We start from the raw sequence: 14,975 nt of genomic DNA, 5'->3' as shown, positions 1-14,975 counted from the left end.
TCAGGCCTTCAGCTTCTCGCCCGTCAGGCGTTCGATGGCTTCGAAGTACTTGGCCTGGGTTTTTTCGATGACGTCGGCCGGCAGCGCGGGCGCCGGTGCGGTTTTGCCCCAGGTCAACGTTTCCAGGTAGTCGCGCACGAATTGCTTGTCGAACGACGGCGGCGAGATGCCTGGCTGGTAGGAATCGGCGGGCCAGAAGCGCGACGAGTCGGCCGTCAGCACTTCATCCATCAGGTGCATGACGCCGTTGTCGTCCAGGCCGAATTCGAACTTGGTGTCGGCGATGATGATGCCGCGCGTGGCCGCATACTCGGCGGCCGTCTTGTACAGGGCTATGGCCACGTCGCGCATCTTGGCGGCCAGTTCCGCACCGATGCGCTCTTCCATTTCCGCAAAGCTGATGTTTTCGTCATGTTCGCCCAGCTCGGCCTTGGCTGCCGGGGTGAAGATCGGTTCCGGCAGCTTTTCCGCCTGTTGCAGGCCCGCTGGCAATTTGATGCCGCAGATGCTGCCCGTGTCCTGGTAATCCTTCCAGCCCGAACCGATGATGTAGCCGCGCACGACTGCCTCGACCATGATGGGTTTCAGGCGCTTGGCCACGACGGCGCGGCCCTTGACTTGCTCCACTTCCTCGGGCGCCACCACGGATTCCGGCGCCACGCCGGTCAGGTGGTTCGGCACGATATGGCCCAGTTTCTCGAACCAGAAGTCGCTCATCTGGTTGAGCACCTTGCCCTTGCCGGGGATAGGCTCGTTCATGACGACATCGAAGGCCGACAGGCGGTCCGTGGTGACGATCAGGATCTTGTCGTCGCCAACGGCGTAGTTGTCGCGGACCTTGCCGTGGCCCAGCAATGGCAGGGAGTGGATGGAAGTCTGATAGAGGCTGTTCATAGCGGGGGGAATAGTTGGATGAAACGAAACCGGCAGGCAGGGAAGGCGCCCGCCGGTCGAGAAAATCGGGCACGGAGATACAGCTTCCGGCCCGTTCCAGACAGAATTTTACTTCACAATTTGCGCCAGCTCGCCGGCCTTGTAGCGCTCGGCCATTTTTTCCATCGTGATCGGCTTGATCTTCGACGCCTGGCCTTCGCAGCCGAAAGCCTGCATGCGGGCGCGCACGATTTGCTCTGCAGCAAGACGGGCAGGCTTCAGGTAGTCGCGCGGGTCGAATTTCGACGGATTTTCAAACAGGTATTTGCGGATCGCGGCCGTCATCGCCAGGCGGATGTCGGTATCGATGTTGATCTTGCGCACGCCGTGACGGATGCCCTCCTGGATTTCCTCGACTGGCACGCCATAGGTTTCCTTCATGTCGCCGCCGAATTCGCGGATGATGGCCAGCAGTTCCTGCGGCACCGACGAGGAACCGTGCATCACCAGGTGGGTGTTCGGGATGCGCGCGTGGATTTCCTTGATGCGGTCGATGGCCAGGATGTCGCCCGTCGGCTTGCGCGTGAATTTATAGGCGCCGTGCGAGGTGCCGATGGCGATCGCCAGGGCGTCGCACTGGGTGCGCTGCACGAAATCGGCGGCTTGCGCCACGTCCGTCAGCAGTTGCTCGCGCGTCATGGTGCCGTCGGCGCCGTGGCCGTCTTCCTTGTCGCCCTTCATGGTTTCCAGCGAACCGAGCACGCCCAGTTCCGCTTCCACCGTCACGCCGATGGCGTGCGAGAATTTCACCACTTCACGCGACACTTCCACGTTGTATTCGTAGGAGGCAACCGACTTGCCGTCCGCTTCCAGCGAACCGTCCATCATCACGGACGTAAAACCCGAGCGGATGGCGGCCATGCAGACGGCCGGCGACTGGCCGTGGTCCTGGTGCATGACGACGGGAATGTGCGGATACGCTTCGACGGCCGCGTCGATCAGGTGGCGCAGGAACGCTTCACCGGCGTACTTGCGCGCGCCGGCCGACGCCTGCATGATCACCGGGCTGTTGAGCGCATCGGCGGCAGCCATGATGGCCTGCACTTGTTCCAGGTTGTTGACGTTGAAAGCAGGAATGCCATAACCGTTTTCGGCGGCATGGTCCAACAGTTGACGCATGGATACGAGAGACATGGTAATACTCCAGATAACAATAGAAACCGTTGCGGCGCTTCGCGGTCGATGACCGCGCCGGCGCCTGAATTCTTACGTTTAGTCGAATTCGCCTACTTTGACAATTTTCAAGGCATTCGTACCGCCCACCTGGCCCATCGGCTCGCCCCAGGTGACGACGATCATGTCGCCCTTCCTGACGATGCCCTGCGCCACCAGCAGGTCTTCCGCCTGCTTCAGCACTTGCGCGCTGGGGGCGTTCTGCATCAGATGATACGCCCGAACATTGCGGTACAGCGCCGCTTTGCGCAAGGTTGTCACGCTTGGCGTGAGCGCGTAGATCGGCGTGTCGATGCTGTGGCGGCTCATCCACAAGGCCGTGGAACCGGATTCCGTCAGCGCCACGATGGCTTTGACGCGCAGGTGATGGGCCGTGAACAGCGCGCCGTAGGCGATCGACTGGTCGATGCGGGTAAACGTGACGTTGAGGAAATCGGCGTCGAGCTTGTTGTATTCGGACTGCTCCGCCTCGACGCAGATGGCGGCCATCATTTCCACCGTCTCGATCGGGTACTTGCCCGAGGCCGTCTCGGCCGACGTCATGACGGCATCCGTGCCATCGAGCACGGCATTGGCCACGTCGGACACTTCGGCGCGGGTCGGCACGGCGTTGACGATCATCGATTCCATCATCTGCGTTGCCGTAATAGCAAGCTTGTTCGACGCGCGCGCCATCTTGATCATGCGCTTTTGCAGGGCCGGCACGGCTGCATTGCCCACTTCCACGGCCAGGTCGCCGCGCGCCACCATGATGCCGTCGGAGGCATCTAAAATCTCTTGCAGGGCAGGAATGGCTTCCGCGCGCTCGATCTTGGCGATCATCATCGGCTTGTGGTGGTACGGTTCACCGGCGATATTGGCCAGCTGGCGCGCCATTTCCATGTCCGTCGCGCATTTCGGGAAGGAAATGGCCAGATAGTCGGCCTGGAAACTCATGGCCGTCTTGATATCTTCCATATCCTTGGCCGTCAGCGCGGGCGCGGACAGGCCGCCGCCCTGGCGGTTGATGCCCTTGTTGTTCGACAACTCACCGCCGATCTTGACGGTGGTATGGATTTCGCTGCCGTGGATGCGCTCGACGATCAGCACGATGAGGCCGTCGTTCAGCAGCAGCACGTCGCCCTTGTGCAGGTCGCGCGGCAAGGCCTTGTAGTCGAGGCCGACCCGTTCCTGGTTGCCCAGTTCGCCGTTTTCGCCCCACTTGGCGTCGAGGATGAAGCGCTCGCCCGCTTCGAGCGCGATGCGGGTGTTTTCAAACTTGCCGACGCGAATCTTCGGCCCTTGCATGTCGGCCATGATGGCCACTTCGCGGCCGCACTCGGCCGCCGCCAGGCGCACCAGCGCGGCGCGGTCGATATGGTCCTGTGCCTTGCCGTGGGAAAAATTCAAACGCACCACGTCGACGCCCGCACGTATCATCTTGACCAGGATATCGAAGTCAGTGGAGGCGGGGCCGATTGTTGCTACGATTTTTGTACCGCGTGGCATAGGAATCCTTGTGCGCGAGCGAAGGTGATCAAGGCCGGCTCGATGCTGCATCCGGCAAGGTAAAAGCGCAGCGGTCAGGCTGCGCTTGGTGGCACGACAGTCAGGCTGGATCAGCCTGCGCGTTGCATCAGGATCTCTACGGCGGGCAAAGTCTTGCCTTCCAGGAACTCCAGGAAAGCGCCGCCGCCCGTCGAGATATAGCTGATTTGATCGGTAATATCGTATTTGGCAATCGCCGCCAGGGTGTCGCCGCCGCCCGCGATCGAGAAAGCTTTCGATTCGGCAATCGCCAGGGCCAGGGTCTTGGTGCCGTTGCCGAACTGGTCGAATTCGAACACGCCGACGGGGCCGTTCCACACGATGGTGCCGGCGGCGGCGATCTGACCGGCCAGCAGGGCGGCCGTTTTCGGACCGATATCGAGGATCATGTCGTCGTCTGCCACGTCAGCCACGTCCTTGACGGTGGCGGCGGCCGTCGGCGAAAACTCCTTGGCGCACACGACATCGACGGGAATCGGCACTTGCGCGCCGCGCTTGGCCATGATCTCGATGATGGCTTTCGCTTCGTCGACGAGTTCCGCTTCCACCAGCGACTTGCCCACGTTCAAGCCAACGGCTTTCATGAAGGTGTTGGCGATGCCGCCGCCGACGATCAGGTTATCGACCTTGTCGGACAGGGCTTTCAGGATGGTCAGCTTGCTCGATACTTTCGAACCAGCAACGATGGCCAGCAGCGGACGGGCCGGCGCGTGCAAGGCCTTGCCCAGCGCATCGAGTTCGGCGGCCAGCAGCGGGCCGGCGCAGGCGACAGGGGCGAACTTGGCGATGCCGTGCGTGGACGCCTCGGCGCGGTGGGCCGTGCCGAACGCGTCATTGACGTAGATATCGCACAATTTGGCCATTTTTTGCGCCAGCTCATCGCTGTTTTTCTTTTCGCCCTTGTTGACGCGCACGTTTTCCAGCAGGACCACTTGGCCGGCAGCCAGGTTGTCCAGGCCGGCGCCATCGATCCAGTTTTGTTTCAGTGCAACTTCCTGGCCCAGCAGCTCGGACAGGCGCGCCGCCACGGGCGCCAGGCTGTCGGCAGGCTTGAACTCGCCTTCCGTCGGACGGCCCAGGTGCGACGTCACCATGACGGCGGCGCCAGCGTCGAGGGCGGCGCGGATGGCCGGCACCGAAGCGCGGATGCGCGTATCTTCGGTGATCTTGCCACTGTCATCTTGCGGGACGTTCAGGTCGGCGCGGATGAATACGCGCTTGCCTTGCAGTGCATTTTGGGCGATCAAATCTTGCAGACGGATGAAGTTGAGAACAGCTGACATGGCGATCCAGATGACGAGTGGAAGGAAGTGCGCTATTTTACCGCAATGACCAGCGCAAATCGCCGATTTGTCCTGCTTTACTGAAAAACGTGCAACAGTCGCAAGCCCGTGAAAACCAGCATGCCGAAGACGATGGTTTGCAGCATATTGCGGCGGACCACAAAAAAGACCGTGGCGGCAATACCAGCCAGGAGTTTCAAATTCGATAATTCGAAGTGCAGTTGCTGGCCTTCCATCAGCATGTCGGGCGCGATGATGGCCGCCAGCGCGCAGGCCGGCGCATAGCGCAGCATCTCGCCCACGCGGCGCGGAATGGTGATGTGATGGCCGACCAGCCAGAAGGTGCTGCGCGTGGCGGCCGTGGCCACCACCAGCACGGCGATGGCGATCCACACGTCGGCCCTGCCCCAGTCTATACCGTCAAACATGGCGTTTTGTCCACTTTTCTGTCAATTCTTCCACGGCCATGGCGCTGACCATGCCCGCCACCACGGCCACCAGCAAACCCAGCTTGTATGGCAGGCCAAAGGCCAGCACGGCCACCGTGCCCGCCACCAGCACGCCGCACAGGGCGGCGCGGCCGAGGATCAGCGGTATCGTCACGCACAGGATGGCCAGCGTGCCCGCAAAACCCAGTCCCCATTCGGCCGGCACGACGGCGCCCAGCACGATGCCGATGAAGGAACCGGTTTGCCAGGCCAGCCAGTTGGGGTAGATCAAGCCTTTCAGGAAAGGCAGCTTGGCCGGGTCCGGCGTTTCATGCGGGTAACGCTGCAGGAACAGGCCCACGGTGATGTCGCCCGCCACATAGCCGAGCGCAAAGCGCTGGCGCCAGGGCAGATGGGCAAAATGGGGGGCCAGCAGCACGGAAAAGATGACAAAGCGCAAATTGACGACGAGGGCCGTGGCGAAGATCACCCACACGGGCGCCTGCGCGGCCAGCAGGGGCAGGGACGCGAGCTGGGCCGAGCCGGCAAAGACAAACAGGGTCATGGCCCCCGCCTGCGCCACCGTCAGGCCGCTTTTCACCATGGCCACGCCCACCACCATGCCCCAGGCGGCGATGCCCAGCAGGCTGGGCGCGCCCAGTTTCAGGCCGGCGCGCCAGGCGTCCTTCAGCAAGGCATCGTCCTTGTCGGCCAGCACGGCGCTCACGCGGCGCTCCGGCAAGCTGGGTGTGGTAATTGCACAACAATGGTGCATGGCGACAAGGGCGGCAACGGTGATACCGGCAAGGCAAATCCAGTCAGTGTGGCTGTAACGCTGCCGCTGCGACGCAAAAAACGCGCCGCAACCGCAAATGATCGAGCCGTCATTTTAGCCATGATTTTTGCTGTCTGCCTGAATCCGTTAAAATCGTGCTTTTGGCAGCAGCCGACTTCCTTCCATACAGCCTCACGGAGCATGACAAGATGACAAAAACCACCCAGCCAGCGGTCGAACTCGACGGTAAAGACTTGCCAGCACACTGCCCTAACCCGGCCATGCCGCTGTGGTCGTCGCATCCGCGCGTGTTTCTGGAATTTAACAAAGACGGCATCGCCAAGTGCCCGTACTGCGGCACGGCCTACACGCTGAAGGAAGGCGCCAGCGCCGGCCACCATTAACCTGCCCAGCGGCGCGCCCCCAGCGCGCCGTTTTTATTTGCACCAGCCCGGAGTCGTCATGAAACGTCTGAAAGAACTCAATGGCAGCGCCGCCGAAGTCGAAGCGGCGTTCTACGATGCCTTGCACCGCGCCGACCTCGAAGCGCTGATGGCGCTGTGGGCCGACGACGAGGAAATCGTCTGCATCCACCCGGGCGGCGCGCGCCTGATCGGCCATGCCGCCATCCGCGCTTCGTGGGAAACCATCCTGGCGGGCGGCGGCCTGCACATCGTGCCCGCGCAGCTGCATGAAACGCACAACCTGATGAGCTCCGTGCATACGGTCATCGAAGGCGTCACCAGCGAAGATGGCGCTCCCGCGCACCTGCTGGCGACGAATGTGTACGTGAAAAGCCCGCGCGGCTGGCGCATCGTGCTGCACCACGCGTCCATCGCTCCCGGCGGCGCGCCGGCCGACAGCACGGGGACGCAGATCCTGCACTGATGCCTTTGTCTCTTTCCTACACCGCCCCATTCTGGCTGCCCGGCGGCCACGCGCAGACGATTTATCCCGCCGTGTGCCTCGCCAAGCCGGCCGTGGCCTTCCGCCGCGAACGCTGGCAAGCGCCCGATGGCGACTTCGTCGACGTCGACCTGGTCGACGGCCAGCCGGGCCAGCCCTTCGTGCTGCTGTTCCACGGCCTGGAAGGCTCGTCAGGCAGCCATTACGCGCGCGCCCTGATGGCCGAGGTGGCCGCGCGCGGCTGGTCCGGCGCCGTGCCGCATTTCCGCGGCTGCTCGGGCGAAGCCAACCTGGCCCCCCGTTTTTACCATTCGGGCGATGCGCAGGAAGTGGACTGGATCGTGCGGCGCCTGCGTCCGCGCGCCACGGGAAAATTCTACGCGGCCGGCGTCTCGCTGGGCGGCAACGCCCTGCTGTGCTGGCTGGGCCAGTCGCAGCACCAGGCCGATTTCATCGATGCGGCCGCGGCCGTGTCGGCCCCGCTGGACCTGGCGCAAGGGGGCAAGGCCTTGTCTTCGGGCGCCAACCGGCTGTACACACGCATGTTCCTGAACACCTTGAAACCCAAATGCCTGGCCAAGCTGGAACAGTTTCCCGGCCTGTTTGCGCGCGAGGCCATGCTGGCCGCGCGCGACTTGCACGCCTTCGACAATGTCGTCACGGCGCCCCTGCACGGCTACCGCGACGCCGACGATTACTGGCACCGCGCCAGCGCCAAGCACGTCCTGCGCGACATCACCGTGCCGACCCTGGTATTGAATGCGCAGAACGATCCCTTCCTGCCCGGGCGCTTCCTGCCGCGCAGCGCCGCGCCGACGGTCACGCTCGAGTATCCGCGCCACGGCGGCCACGTCGGCTTTGCGGCAGGTAAGTTGCCGGGCAGCACACGCTGGCTGCCGCAGCGCCTGATCCATTTTTTTGAAGGCGGCAACACGGCGCCATCGGCACTGCAAAGCTGTCACGCTGGCAGTTCACAAACGCACACGGAAAACGCTACACATGGATGAACTCGTCAAACAGGCCCTGGCCAAATGGCCGAACGTACCGCACTGCTACGGCTGGCTGGGCCTGGACGCGCGCGGCCACTGGCGCATGCGCGACCAGCATGCGCAACAGCAACAACTGCCTGGCGACAAGATTGCCCACGAAGCCCTGCTGGGATTTATCAACCGCAATTACGGCCATGACGAACGCGGCTGCTGGTTCTTCCAGAACGGCCCGCAGCGCGTGTATGTAAATCTGGAAGCGACACCCTACATCGCCCGCAGCGACCCGCGGCACGGTTTTGTCTTACAGACGGGCGCGGCGCTGGAACAGATCGAGCAGGTGTATTGGTGCGACAATGGCGTCTTGATCTTGCGCGACGATCATATCGTGGCGCAGGTCGATGACCGCGACATGGCGCAAGTGCTGGACGCCCTGCACGTCGATGGCCAGGTGGCCAGCGACGATGCCTTGCTGGCGTGGCTGGAAGAGCGCCGGGGCAAGCTGACCCTATTGCATGACGGCAAGGAAATCGCCGTGCAGCCGCTGCGCTACGACGCCGTGCCGCAAACCTTCGACTTCCAGCCGATGCCGCAAGCCGAATAAGGCTTATCCCTTCTGCTCCTTGATCTGCTCGCGGCGCTTTTCCTGCAATTCGCGTTCGCGCGCATCGATCACGGCCTGGTCATAAAAGGTCGCGTCCGTGGACTTGCGGGCGATCGTCAGCTGGTCCAGCGCGGCCATGGTGGCGCCCTGCAGCACATACGATTCGGCCAGCGCCATGTGCTGCAAGGTCATCTTGCCCTGGTCCGCATAGGCTTTCGCCAGTAAATCATACAGTTCCGGCTCTTCCTTGTAGAGCTGCACCTGGTCGCGCAGGTACAGCGTCGCCTGGCCAAGCTTCTTGTCCGCGATCAATGCTTCCGCATACTGGCGGGCAATGCCGCGCGACAGGGGAAACTGCTGGCGCGCCGCATCGGCCGCCTTCAAGGCCTGCGACGCCACCTCCGGCTTTTGCTCCGGCATCAGCAGCACTTCCAGCGCCATGGCCGCCAGCAGGGAATTCGGCCCCTGCGTGCCGCCCGAGGTAAACACGTTGGGTCCGGCCGGCTGGTGCAAAGCCGCGTTGGCCGCATCGAGTTCCTTCTGCGCCTCGACCGGCTTGCCCTGCTTGACGGCGACAAACGACAAACCGTAATGGGCGGCCGTCACCTGGAAGCGGCTTTGCTGTTCCAGCTGCGTCTTGAAGACGGCTTTCGCATTCAACAGGCCCTGCACGCTTTCATCCTGCAGCACGCGGGCGCGGGCGCGGGCCAGGTGGAAATTCAGGCTGTCCGGGCGCTGCTTGTACGGCTGCTCGCGGATGCGCGCCTGGATGTCGGCGATGCGCTCCGTCGTCAGCGGGTGGGTCTGCAGATAGGCGGGCATCAGGTCGCTGTACGAGCGGCTGGCCGCCTGCATGCGGCCGAAGAAGGCCACCATGCCGGTGGTGTCGAAACCGGCTTCGCCCATGATCTGGAAACCGATGCGGTCGGCCTCGCGCTCGGCGTCGCGGCCGAAATTGAGCTGGCGCTGGATGGCCAGGCCCTGGCCGGCCGCAAACACGCCCATGGCCACGTCGCCGCCCGCGCGCGAGGCGAGCGCCGCCAGCAGTATGGCCGCCAGCGGCATCAAGGCGTCCTGGCGCTGCTGGCCCAGCATGCGCGCGATATGGCGCTGCGCCACGTGGCCGATCTCGTGCGACAGGACGGACGCCAGTTCCGCCTCCGTTTGCGCCGCCAGCAGCAAGGCCGAGTGGACGGCGATGAAGCCGCCGGGCAAGGCGAATGCATTCAATTGCGGGTCGCGCACGGCAAAGAAGAAATAATCGTAGTTCGTTTCGCCGCGCACGCTGGGGCGCGCCGCCACGAGGGCGTTGCCGAAGGTATTGAGGTATTCGAGCAGGGGCGCATCATCGAGATAATCGCGGTCGCCGCGCAAGCCGCGCATGATTTCCTCGCCGATCTTGCGCTCCATCGCTGGCGACAGGTCTTCGCGCGCCGTATCGCCCAGGTTCGGCAGGTTCGGCGCCGGCGGCACGGCCGGCGGCGTCCAGCTGGAGGCCGGCTTGGCGGCTGGCGCCGCAGGGGCGGACGTATAGGTTTGCGCCAGCGCAAACGGCGCAGCCAGGCACAGCGCCGCCAGCGCGGCGACACGCCAGCGCCTGCGCGGCCATGCCGCACCGGCATTTTGAAGTACGATCGGAAGAGGAGTTTTTGAATTCACGGGTGCTATCATACCTTGTTAGCGGCGCCGTTTCCGCGCGACAGGCATGCGATATGCTTGTGGCACGGCTTTGCATTCCGGCATGCCGCACCCTCATTTCCCGACCCTATTTTGACGCCATGACAACAGCAGACAAGCAAGCCCCCGCCGGGAAACTGACCCATTTCGACGCCACGGGCCAGGCCCATATGGTCGACGTGGGCAGCAAGGAAGACACGCGCCGCAGCGCCGTGGCCGCCGGCACCATCCGCATGCAGCCCGCCACCCTGGCATTGATCATTTCCGGCAATGCGAAAAAAGGCGACGTGCTGGGCATCGCCCGCATCGCCGCCATCATGGGCGCCAAGCGCACCAGCGACCTGATTCCCCTGTGCCACCCGCTGGCGCTCACGCGCGTCACCGTCGACTTCGAAGTCGATGCCGCGGCCAACAGCGTGCACTGCCGCGCCCAGGTCGACACGACGGGCAAGACGGGCGTGGAAATGGAAGCGCTCACGTCCGTCCAGATCGGCTTGCTGACGATCTACGACATGTGCAAGGCCGTCGACCGGGGCATGGTCATGACGAACGTGCGCGTGCTGGAAAAGCATGGCGGCAAGTCGGGCGATTGGCACGCCGAGGTGTAACTATGCTGTCCGGCGCGCCAGCGGACCTCGGACGCGGCGCACGTCGCGCAGCAGCCACGCGGCGCACGCCAGGCACAGCCCGAGGATGGCCATCGACAGGGGCAGGTGGAACTGTTCCAGTCCCGCCAGCGCAAAGCCGGCGTGAATGAGAAAGGTGCCCGCGCCCAGCGCGGCGCACACTGCCGCATAGCGGGGGGCCAGCCGGGTCTCCAGCAGCACATGCCGGTAGCCGGCCAGCACCAGGGCAATCGCCGCCAGATTGAATATCAGGAAACCCTGTATGCCGCCCGGCACATGAAACATTTCCCATTCGCGCCAGTAAGCCGCATCGACCTGATGCAGGATCAATGACAACATCGTCCAGAAATAGCTGCGTGCCATAAGGTTTATATTCGTTAATATTGACGCAATTGTAAATCCTATACCGCCTACCGTCACGCACGGCATTTTTTGATAGCAATATCAATTTCATTGATCTACATGCTTTTTCATCAAGAAATCATGCATACTGCTATCCGACAACATTGAGATGAGCATCGCATGACAAGCAACAAGCCCGCCGCCGAAAGCAAGCTCCAGGACTTTGAATTCGAGGCGATGAATCTGCAGGTCGGCGGACGCATCCAGTTCATCACGCACCGCACCATCAAACCCATCCAGCACTTCTCGACCCTCATCGGCTATATGAAGGATGAGTATCTGATCGTCAAGATCCCGCTGGAAAATGGCGCGTCCATCGTGCTCAACGAGGGCGACAAGCTGACCATCCGCGTGTTTTCCGGCGTCACCGTCTGTTCGTTCGCCTGCAGCGTGCTGCGCATCTTTGGCCGCCCGCTCAATTATGTGCACCTGAGCTTTCCCGACGCCATCCAGGGCACCAGCCTGCGCACGGCCATGCGCGTGAAGGTGGACATTCCGGCGCAGCTGAGCTACCGCGACGTGGCGGCCGTGCCCGTGTTCATCGTCAACCTCAGCGTCTCGGGCGCGCTGATCGAGGCGCCCGCCATGCTCACGCCGGACGACGAGGGCGTGGCGCTCAGCTTTACCCTGCTGGTGCAGCCGAACAAGCACCAGATGCGCGTCAATACGCGCGCGCGCATCCAGAACGTCAGCGTGGGCAAGCCCTCGAACGGCAATGGCGCCGACACAGCGGAAATCTATACGTATGGCGTGCAATTCATCGACCTGGAACCGACCCACTACACCCTGCTGCAAAACCTTACCTATGAAGCGCTGATCGCGGACCGGCAAAAGATCGTCTGACGCCGCACGGACGGACTCACTCGGTCGCCGCCGGCGCCTGCGGCGGAGGATTGTTCTTCAGGAGGGCCTCGACCGCCGCGGCATTCGTGACGGTGGTGCTGTTGAGCCAGCTCAAGCTGCTGCTGCCCGGCTGCAAGCTCATCTTCACCACCTTGCCTGCCATGCCCTTGCCCAGGTCGGCCGCCAGGGTCAGCACGATATCGCCCTTGTCCACCTTGGCGCTGGCCACTTCGCGCGTCGCCGTAAAGGCGGGGATGGGGCCGGGAACGCTCTCGGTGGGCGTGCTGCAGGCGGCCGCCTCGCCCCCATTTTCCTGCACGCACAGGGCCACAGCCGTCTTCAGGGGCGCAGCCGCGGACAGCACGTTGCTGACCTTGGCCCGCATCGTGTAGTCGCCATATTGAGGAATGGCCACGGCCGCCAGGATGCCGGCGATGGCCACCACGATCATCAGTTCTATCAGGGTAAATCCGCTCTGCGCGCGCATCGTCTCCTCCCAAGGTGCTTTGCTCACGCCAGCCATGGTGCAAGCGCCATGCCAGCGGCGCGCCCGGGCAGCGGCGGCACGAGTGGAAAGAAAAGCGACACTTTTGGGCAGGCTCGGACGGGCGCCGTCGGCCCAGGCCGGGAATCGCCATGTCGTGCGAGCACCGTGTCGTGCGGACGAAAAAAAAGGAGCCGAAGCTCCTTTTTTGTGCTGCATCAATACCGAGCTGAAATTACAGCATGGCTTTCAGCAGACGCGCCATTTCCGACGGGTTTTTGGTCACGGTGATGCCGCAAGCTTCCATGATTTCCAGCTTGGCTTGTGCCGTGTCGGCGCCGCCCGAGATCAGCGCGCCGGCGTGGCCCATGCGCTTGCCTGGAGGAGCCGTTACGCCAGCGATGAAGCCGACGACCGGTTTTTTCATGTTGTCCTTGATCCAGTACGCCGCGTTGGCTTCGTCCGGACCGCCGATTTCGCCGATCATGATGACCGCGTCGGTATCTGGATCGTCATTGAACATCTTCATGATGTCGATGTGCTTCAGACCGTTGATCGGGTCGCCGCCGATGCCGACTGCCGACGATTGGCCCAGGCCCAGTGCGGTCAGCTGACCCACTGCTTCATAGGTCAGGGTGCCCGAACGCGAAACGACGCCGATACGGCCCTTCTTGTGGATGTGACCTGGCATGATGCCGATCTTGATTTCGTCCGGGGTGATCAGACCTGGGCAGTTAGGGCCCAGCAGCAAGGTCTTGCTGCCGGCTTTAGCCATGCGGTCTTTCAGGACCATCATGTCACGCACAGGAATGCCTTCGGTAATGCAAATGGCCAGATCCATTTCAGCTTCGACAGCTTCCCAGATCGCCGCTGCCGCGCCTGCTGGCGGCACGTAGATCACGGAAACGTTGGCGCCGGTTTCTTTTTTCGCTTCGGTGACGTTAGCGAAAATAGGAATGCCTTCGAAATCTTCGCCGGCTTTCTTCGGGTTCACGCCTGCCACGAAGGCGGCTTTGCCGTTCGCGTAGTCGCGGCAACCGCGGGTGTGGAACTGACCGGTCTTGCCGGTGATCCCTTGAGTAACGACTTTGGTATCTTTATTGATCAGAATGGACATGTTGATTCCTTAATTAAGCTTGACCGGCAGCAGCGGCAACGACGCTCTTGGCTGCATCTTCCATGGTGTCGGCTGCGATGATAGGCAGACCGGAATCGGCCAGCATCTTCTTGCCCAGGTCTTCGTTGGTGCCCTTCATGCGCACGACCAGCGGTACGTTCAGCGAGACGGCTTTCACCGCGGCGATGACGCCTTCGGCGATCACGTCGCAACGCATGATGCCGCCGAAAATGTTCACCAGGATGGCTTTCAGGCCTGGGTTTTTCAGCATGATCTTGAACGCTTCGGTCACTTTTTCTGCCGTGGCGCCGCCGCCGACGTCCAGGAAGTTGGCTGGCTCGCCGCCGAACAGTTTAATCGTGTCCATGGTGGCCATGGCCAGGCCGGCGCCGTTCACCAGGCAACCGATGTTGCCGTCGAGCGAGATGTAGGCCAGGTCGAATTTCGACGCTTCGATTTCAGCTGGATCTTCTTCGTCCAGGTCGCGCAGGGCGACGATTTCCGGATGACGGAACAGGGCGTTCGGGTCAAAGTTGAACTTGGCGTCCAGGGCGATGACCTTGCCGCTGCCGGTGACGATCAGCGGGTTGATTTCGGCCAGCGAGCAGTCGGTTTCCCAGTACGCTTTGTACAGGCCTTGCAGGTTGACGCGTGCATCGACGATGGAACCGGCAGGCACGCCGATTTTGGTCGCAATGTCGTCTGCCTGGGCATCGGTCAGGCCGACGCCTGGATCGATGGTGACGTGGTGGATCTTCTCAGGGTGGCTCTCGGCCACTTCTTCGATGTCCATGCCGCCTTCGGACGATGCCATCAGGACGATTTTCTGGGTGACGCGGTCGGTGACCAGCGAAACGTACAGTTCTTGCTTGATGTCGGCGCCTTCTTCCACCAGCAGGCGGTTGACTTTCTGGCCTTCGGCGCTGGTCTGGTGCGTGATCAGCTGCATGCCCATGATCTGGTCAGCGTATTCCTTGACCTGTTCCATCGATTTTGCCACTTTCACGCCGCCGCCCTTGCCGCGGCCACCTGCGTGGATCTGCGCCTTGACGACCCACACCGGGCCGCCCAGGGTTTCCGCAGCCTTGACGGCTTCTTCGACGGACATGCACGGAATACCGCGTGGTACCGTCACTCCGTGCTGCCGGAGGATTTCTTTGGCTTGATACTCATGGATTTTCATGCTGGCTTCCCTTCTGATACTGATTTGT

The 14,975-nt window shown here is 62.6% G+C and carries 17 protein-coding genes; 6 read left to right on the top strand and 11 right to left on the bottom strand.

Going from position 1 to position 14,975, the window contains the following annotated elements; all coding sequences use genetic code 11:
* The 6 genes from BXA07_RS04320 to BXA07_RS04295 form a co-directional block, all read right to left on the bottom strand.
* Entirely contained in the window at nt 1–894 is an 894-nt protein-coding gene (locus tag BXA07_RS04320; RefSeq protein ID WP_070220356.1) for a phosphoribosylaminoimidazolesuccinocarboxamide synthase, read from the bottom strand.
* A 108-nt stretch (nt 895–1,002) separates the two neighbouring features.
* On the bottom strand, nt 1,003–2,067 hold the full coding sequence (gene fba / locus BXA07_RS04315) for a class II fructose-bisphosphate aldolase (RefSeq protein WP_076565953.1): 1,065 nt from the start codon (nt 2,065–2,067) through the stop codon (nt 1,003–1,005).
* Between the two features lie 78 nt (nt 2,068–2,145).
* Complete coding sequence (pyk, locus tag BXA07_RS04310; protein WP_076565951.1) at nt 2,146–3,594, bottom strand: pyruvate kinase; 1,449 nt, start codon at nt 3,592–3,594, stop codon at nt 2,146–2,148.
* A 110-nt stretch (nt 3,595–3,704) separates the two neighbouring features.
* On the bottom strand, nt 3,705–4,916 hold the full coding sequence (locus BXA07_RS04305; RefSeq protein WP_076565949.1) for a phosphoglycerate kinase: 1,212 nt from the start codon (nt 4,914–4,916) through the stop codon (nt 3,705–3,707).
* Between the two features lie 77 nt (nt 4,917–4,993).
* Nucleotides 4,994–5,344, bottom strand: coding sequence for an AzlD domain-containing protein (locus BXA07_RS04300; RefSeq protein ID WP_076565947.1), 351 nt, complete (start codon nt 5,342–5,344; stop codon nt 4,994–4,996).
* Nucleotides 5,337–6,071, bottom strand: coding sequence for an AzlC family ABC transporter permease (locus BXA07_RS04295; RefSeq protein ID WP_076566481.1), 735 nt, complete (start codon nt 6,069–6,071; stop codon nt 5,337–5,339). Before BXA07_RS04295 ends, BXA07_RS04300 begins: the two co-directional genes overlap by 8 nt.
* 257 nt (nt 6,072–6,328) lie before the next feature.
* On the opposite strand from BXA07_RS04295, the gene BXA07_RS04290 reads away from it, so the two are divergent.
* From BXA07_RS04290 to BXA07_RS04275, 4 genes are read left to right on the top strand one after another with little or no spacing between them, the layout of a single operon-like run.
* Nucleotides 6,329–6,523 carry a zinc-finger domain-containing protein gene (locus tag BXA07_RS04290; protein WP_070220739.1) on the top strand — a complete coding sequence of 65 codons (195 nt, stop codon included), beginning with the start codon at nt 6,329–6,331 and terminating at the stop codon, nt 6,521–6,523.
* Between the two features lie 58 nt (nt 6,524–6,581).
* Nucleotides 6,582–7,007, top strand: coding sequence for a YybH family protein (locus BXA07_RS04285; RefSeq protein WP_076565945.1), 426 nt, complete (start codon nt 6,582–6,584; stop codon nt 7,005–7,007).
* Nucleotides 7,007–8,032, top strand: a complete 1,026-nt coding sequence (locus BXA07_RS04280) for a YheT family hydrolase (protein ID WP_076565943.1) — start codon at nt 7,007–7,009, stop codon at nt 8,030–8,032. The genes BXA07_RS04285 and BXA07_RS04280 overlap by 1 nt, the downstream gene beginning before the upstream one ends.
* On the top strand, nt 8,025–8,615 hold the full coding sequence (locus BXA07_RS04275) for a DUF2946 family protein (protein ID WP_076565941.1): 591 nt from the start codon (nt 8,025–8,027) through the stop codon (nt 8,613–8,615). The genes BXA07_RS04280 and BXA07_RS04275 overlap by 8 nt, the downstream gene beginning before the upstream one ends.
* 3 nt (nt 8,616–8,618) lie before the next feature.
* Here the strand turns inward: BXA07_RS04275 and BXA07_RS04270 are convergent, their stop codons facing one another.
* Nucleotides 8,619–10,088, bottom strand: a complete 1,470-nt coding sequence (locus BXA07_RS04270; RefSeq protein WP_244556198.1) for a M48 family metallopeptidase — start codon at nt 10,086–10,088, stop codon at nt 8,619–8,621.
* 305 nt (nt 10,089–10,393) lie between these two features.
* Here BXA07_RS04270 and moaC point away from each other — a divergent pair, with 305 nt between their 5' ends.
* A complete protein-coding gene (gene moaC / locus BXA07_RS04265) occupies nt 10,394–10,900 on the top strand; it encodes a cyclic pyranopterin monophosphate synthase MoaC (protein WP_076565939.1) in 507 nt (168 codons plus the stop codon).
* On the opposite strand, the gene BXA07_RS04260 is transcribed toward moaC, so the two are convergent.
* Nucleotides 10,901–11,281: a DUF6713 family protein gene (locus tag BXA07_RS04260; RefSeq protein WP_076565937.1), complete on the bottom strand. Its 381-nt coding sequence runs from the start codon at nt 11,279–11,281 to the stop codon at nt 10,901–10,903.
* A gap of 159 nt (nt 11,282–11,440) precedes the next feature.
* Between BXA07_RS04260 and BXA07_RS04255 the strand changes: the two genes are divergently transcribed.
* On the top strand, nt 11,441–12,163 hold the full coding sequence (locus BXA07_RS04255) for a flagellar brake protein (protein ID WP_076565935.1): 723 nt from the start codon (nt 11,441–11,443) through the stop codon (nt 12,161–12,163).
* A gap of 16 nt (nt 12,164–12,179) precedes the next feature.
* On the opposite strand, the gene BXA07_RS04250 is transcribed toward BXA07_RS04255, so the two are convergent.
* From BXA07_RS04250 to sucC, 3 genes are all read right to left on the bottom strand, one after another.
* Nucleotides 12,180–12,650, bottom strand: a complete 471-nt coding sequence (locus BXA07_RS04250; protein WP_083708029.1) for a pilin — start codon at nt 12,648–12,650, stop codon at nt 12,180–12,182.
* 232 nt (nt 12,651–12,882) lie between these two features.
* Nucleotides 12,883–13,764, bottom strand: coding sequence for a succinate--CoA ligase subunit alpha (gene sucD / locus BXA07_RS04245; protein ID WP_076565931.1), 882 nt, complete (start codon nt 13,762–13,764; stop codon nt 12,883–12,885).
* Nucleotides 13,765–13,777: 13 nt separating this feature from the next.
* Entirely contained in the window at nt 13,778–14,947 is a 1,170-nt protein-coding gene (sucC, locus tag BXA07_RS04240) for an ADP-forming succinate--CoA ligase subunit beta (RefSeq protein ID WP_076565928.1), read from the bottom strand.
* Between the last annotated feature and the right edge of the window lie 28 nt (nt 14,948–14,975).

The organism is Janthinobacterium sp. TND4EL3, assembly GCF_900156175.1.
Classification (GTDB): Bacteria; Pseudomonadota; Gammaproteobacteria; order Burkholderiales; family Burkholderiaceae_D; genus Janthinobacterium.
The sequence above is the reverse complement of the archived record's forward strand: the minus strand, read 5'-3'. Positions and strand labels throughout refer to the sequence as shown.

Coding starts and splice junctions, on each gene's coding strand:
- BXA07_RS04320 (WP_070220356.1), bottom strand. CDS start 894: ATGAACAGCCTCTATCAGACTTCCATCCACTCCCTGCCATTGCTGGGC.
- fba (WP_076565953.1), bottom strand. CDS start 2,067: ATGTCTCTCGTATCCATGCGTCAACTGTTGGACCATGCCGCCGAAAAC.
- pyk (WP_076565951.1), bottom strand. CDS start 3,594: ATGCCACGCGGTACAAAAATCGTAGCAACAATCGGCCCCGCCTCCACT.
- BXA07_RS04305 (WP_076565949.1), bottom strand. CDS start 4,916: ATGTCAGCTGTTCTCAACTTCATCCGTCTGCAAGATTTGATCGCCCAA.
- BXA07_RS04300 (WP_076565947.1), bottom strand. CDS start 5,344: ATGTTTGACGGTATAGACTGGGGCAGGGCCGACGTGTGGATCGCCATC.
- BXA07_RS04290 (WP_070220739.1), top strand. CDS start 6,329: ATGACAAAAACCACCCAGCCAGCGGTCGAACTCGACGGTAAAGACTTG.
- BXA07_RS04285 (WP_076565945.1), top strand. CDS start 6,582: ATGAAACGTCTGAAAGAACTCAATGGCAGCGCCGCCGAAGTCGAAGCG.
- BXA07_RS04280 (WP_076565943.1), top strand. CDS start 7,007: ATGCCTTTGTCTCTTTCCTACACCGCCCCATTCTGGCTGCCCGGCGGC.
- BXA07_RS04275 (WP_076565941.1), top strand. CDS start 8,025: ATGGATGAACTCGTCAAACAGGCCCTGGCCAAATGGCCGAACGTACCG.
- moaC (WP_076565939.1), top strand. CDS start 10,394: ATGACAACAGCAGACAAGCAAGCCCCCGCCGGGAAACTGACCCATTTC.
- BXA07_RS04260 (WP_076565937.1), bottom strand. CDS start 11,281: ATGGCACGCAGCTATTTCTGGACGATGTTGTCATTGATCCTGCATCAG.
- BXA07_RS04255 (WP_076565935.1), top strand. CDS start 11,441: ATGACAAGCAACAAGCCCGCCGCCGAAAGCAAGCTCCAGGACTTTGAA.
- BXA07_RS04250 (WP_083708029.1), bottom strand. CDS start 12,650: ATGCGCGCGCAGAGCGGATTTACCCTGATAGAACTGATGATCGTGGTG.
- sucD (WP_076565931.1), bottom strand. CDS start 13,764: ATGTCCATTCTGATCAATAAAGATACCAAAGTCGTTACTCAAGGGATC.
- sucC (WP_076565928.1), bottom strand. CDS start 14,947: ATGAAAATCCATGAGTATCAAGCCAAAGAAATCCTCCGGCAGCACGGA.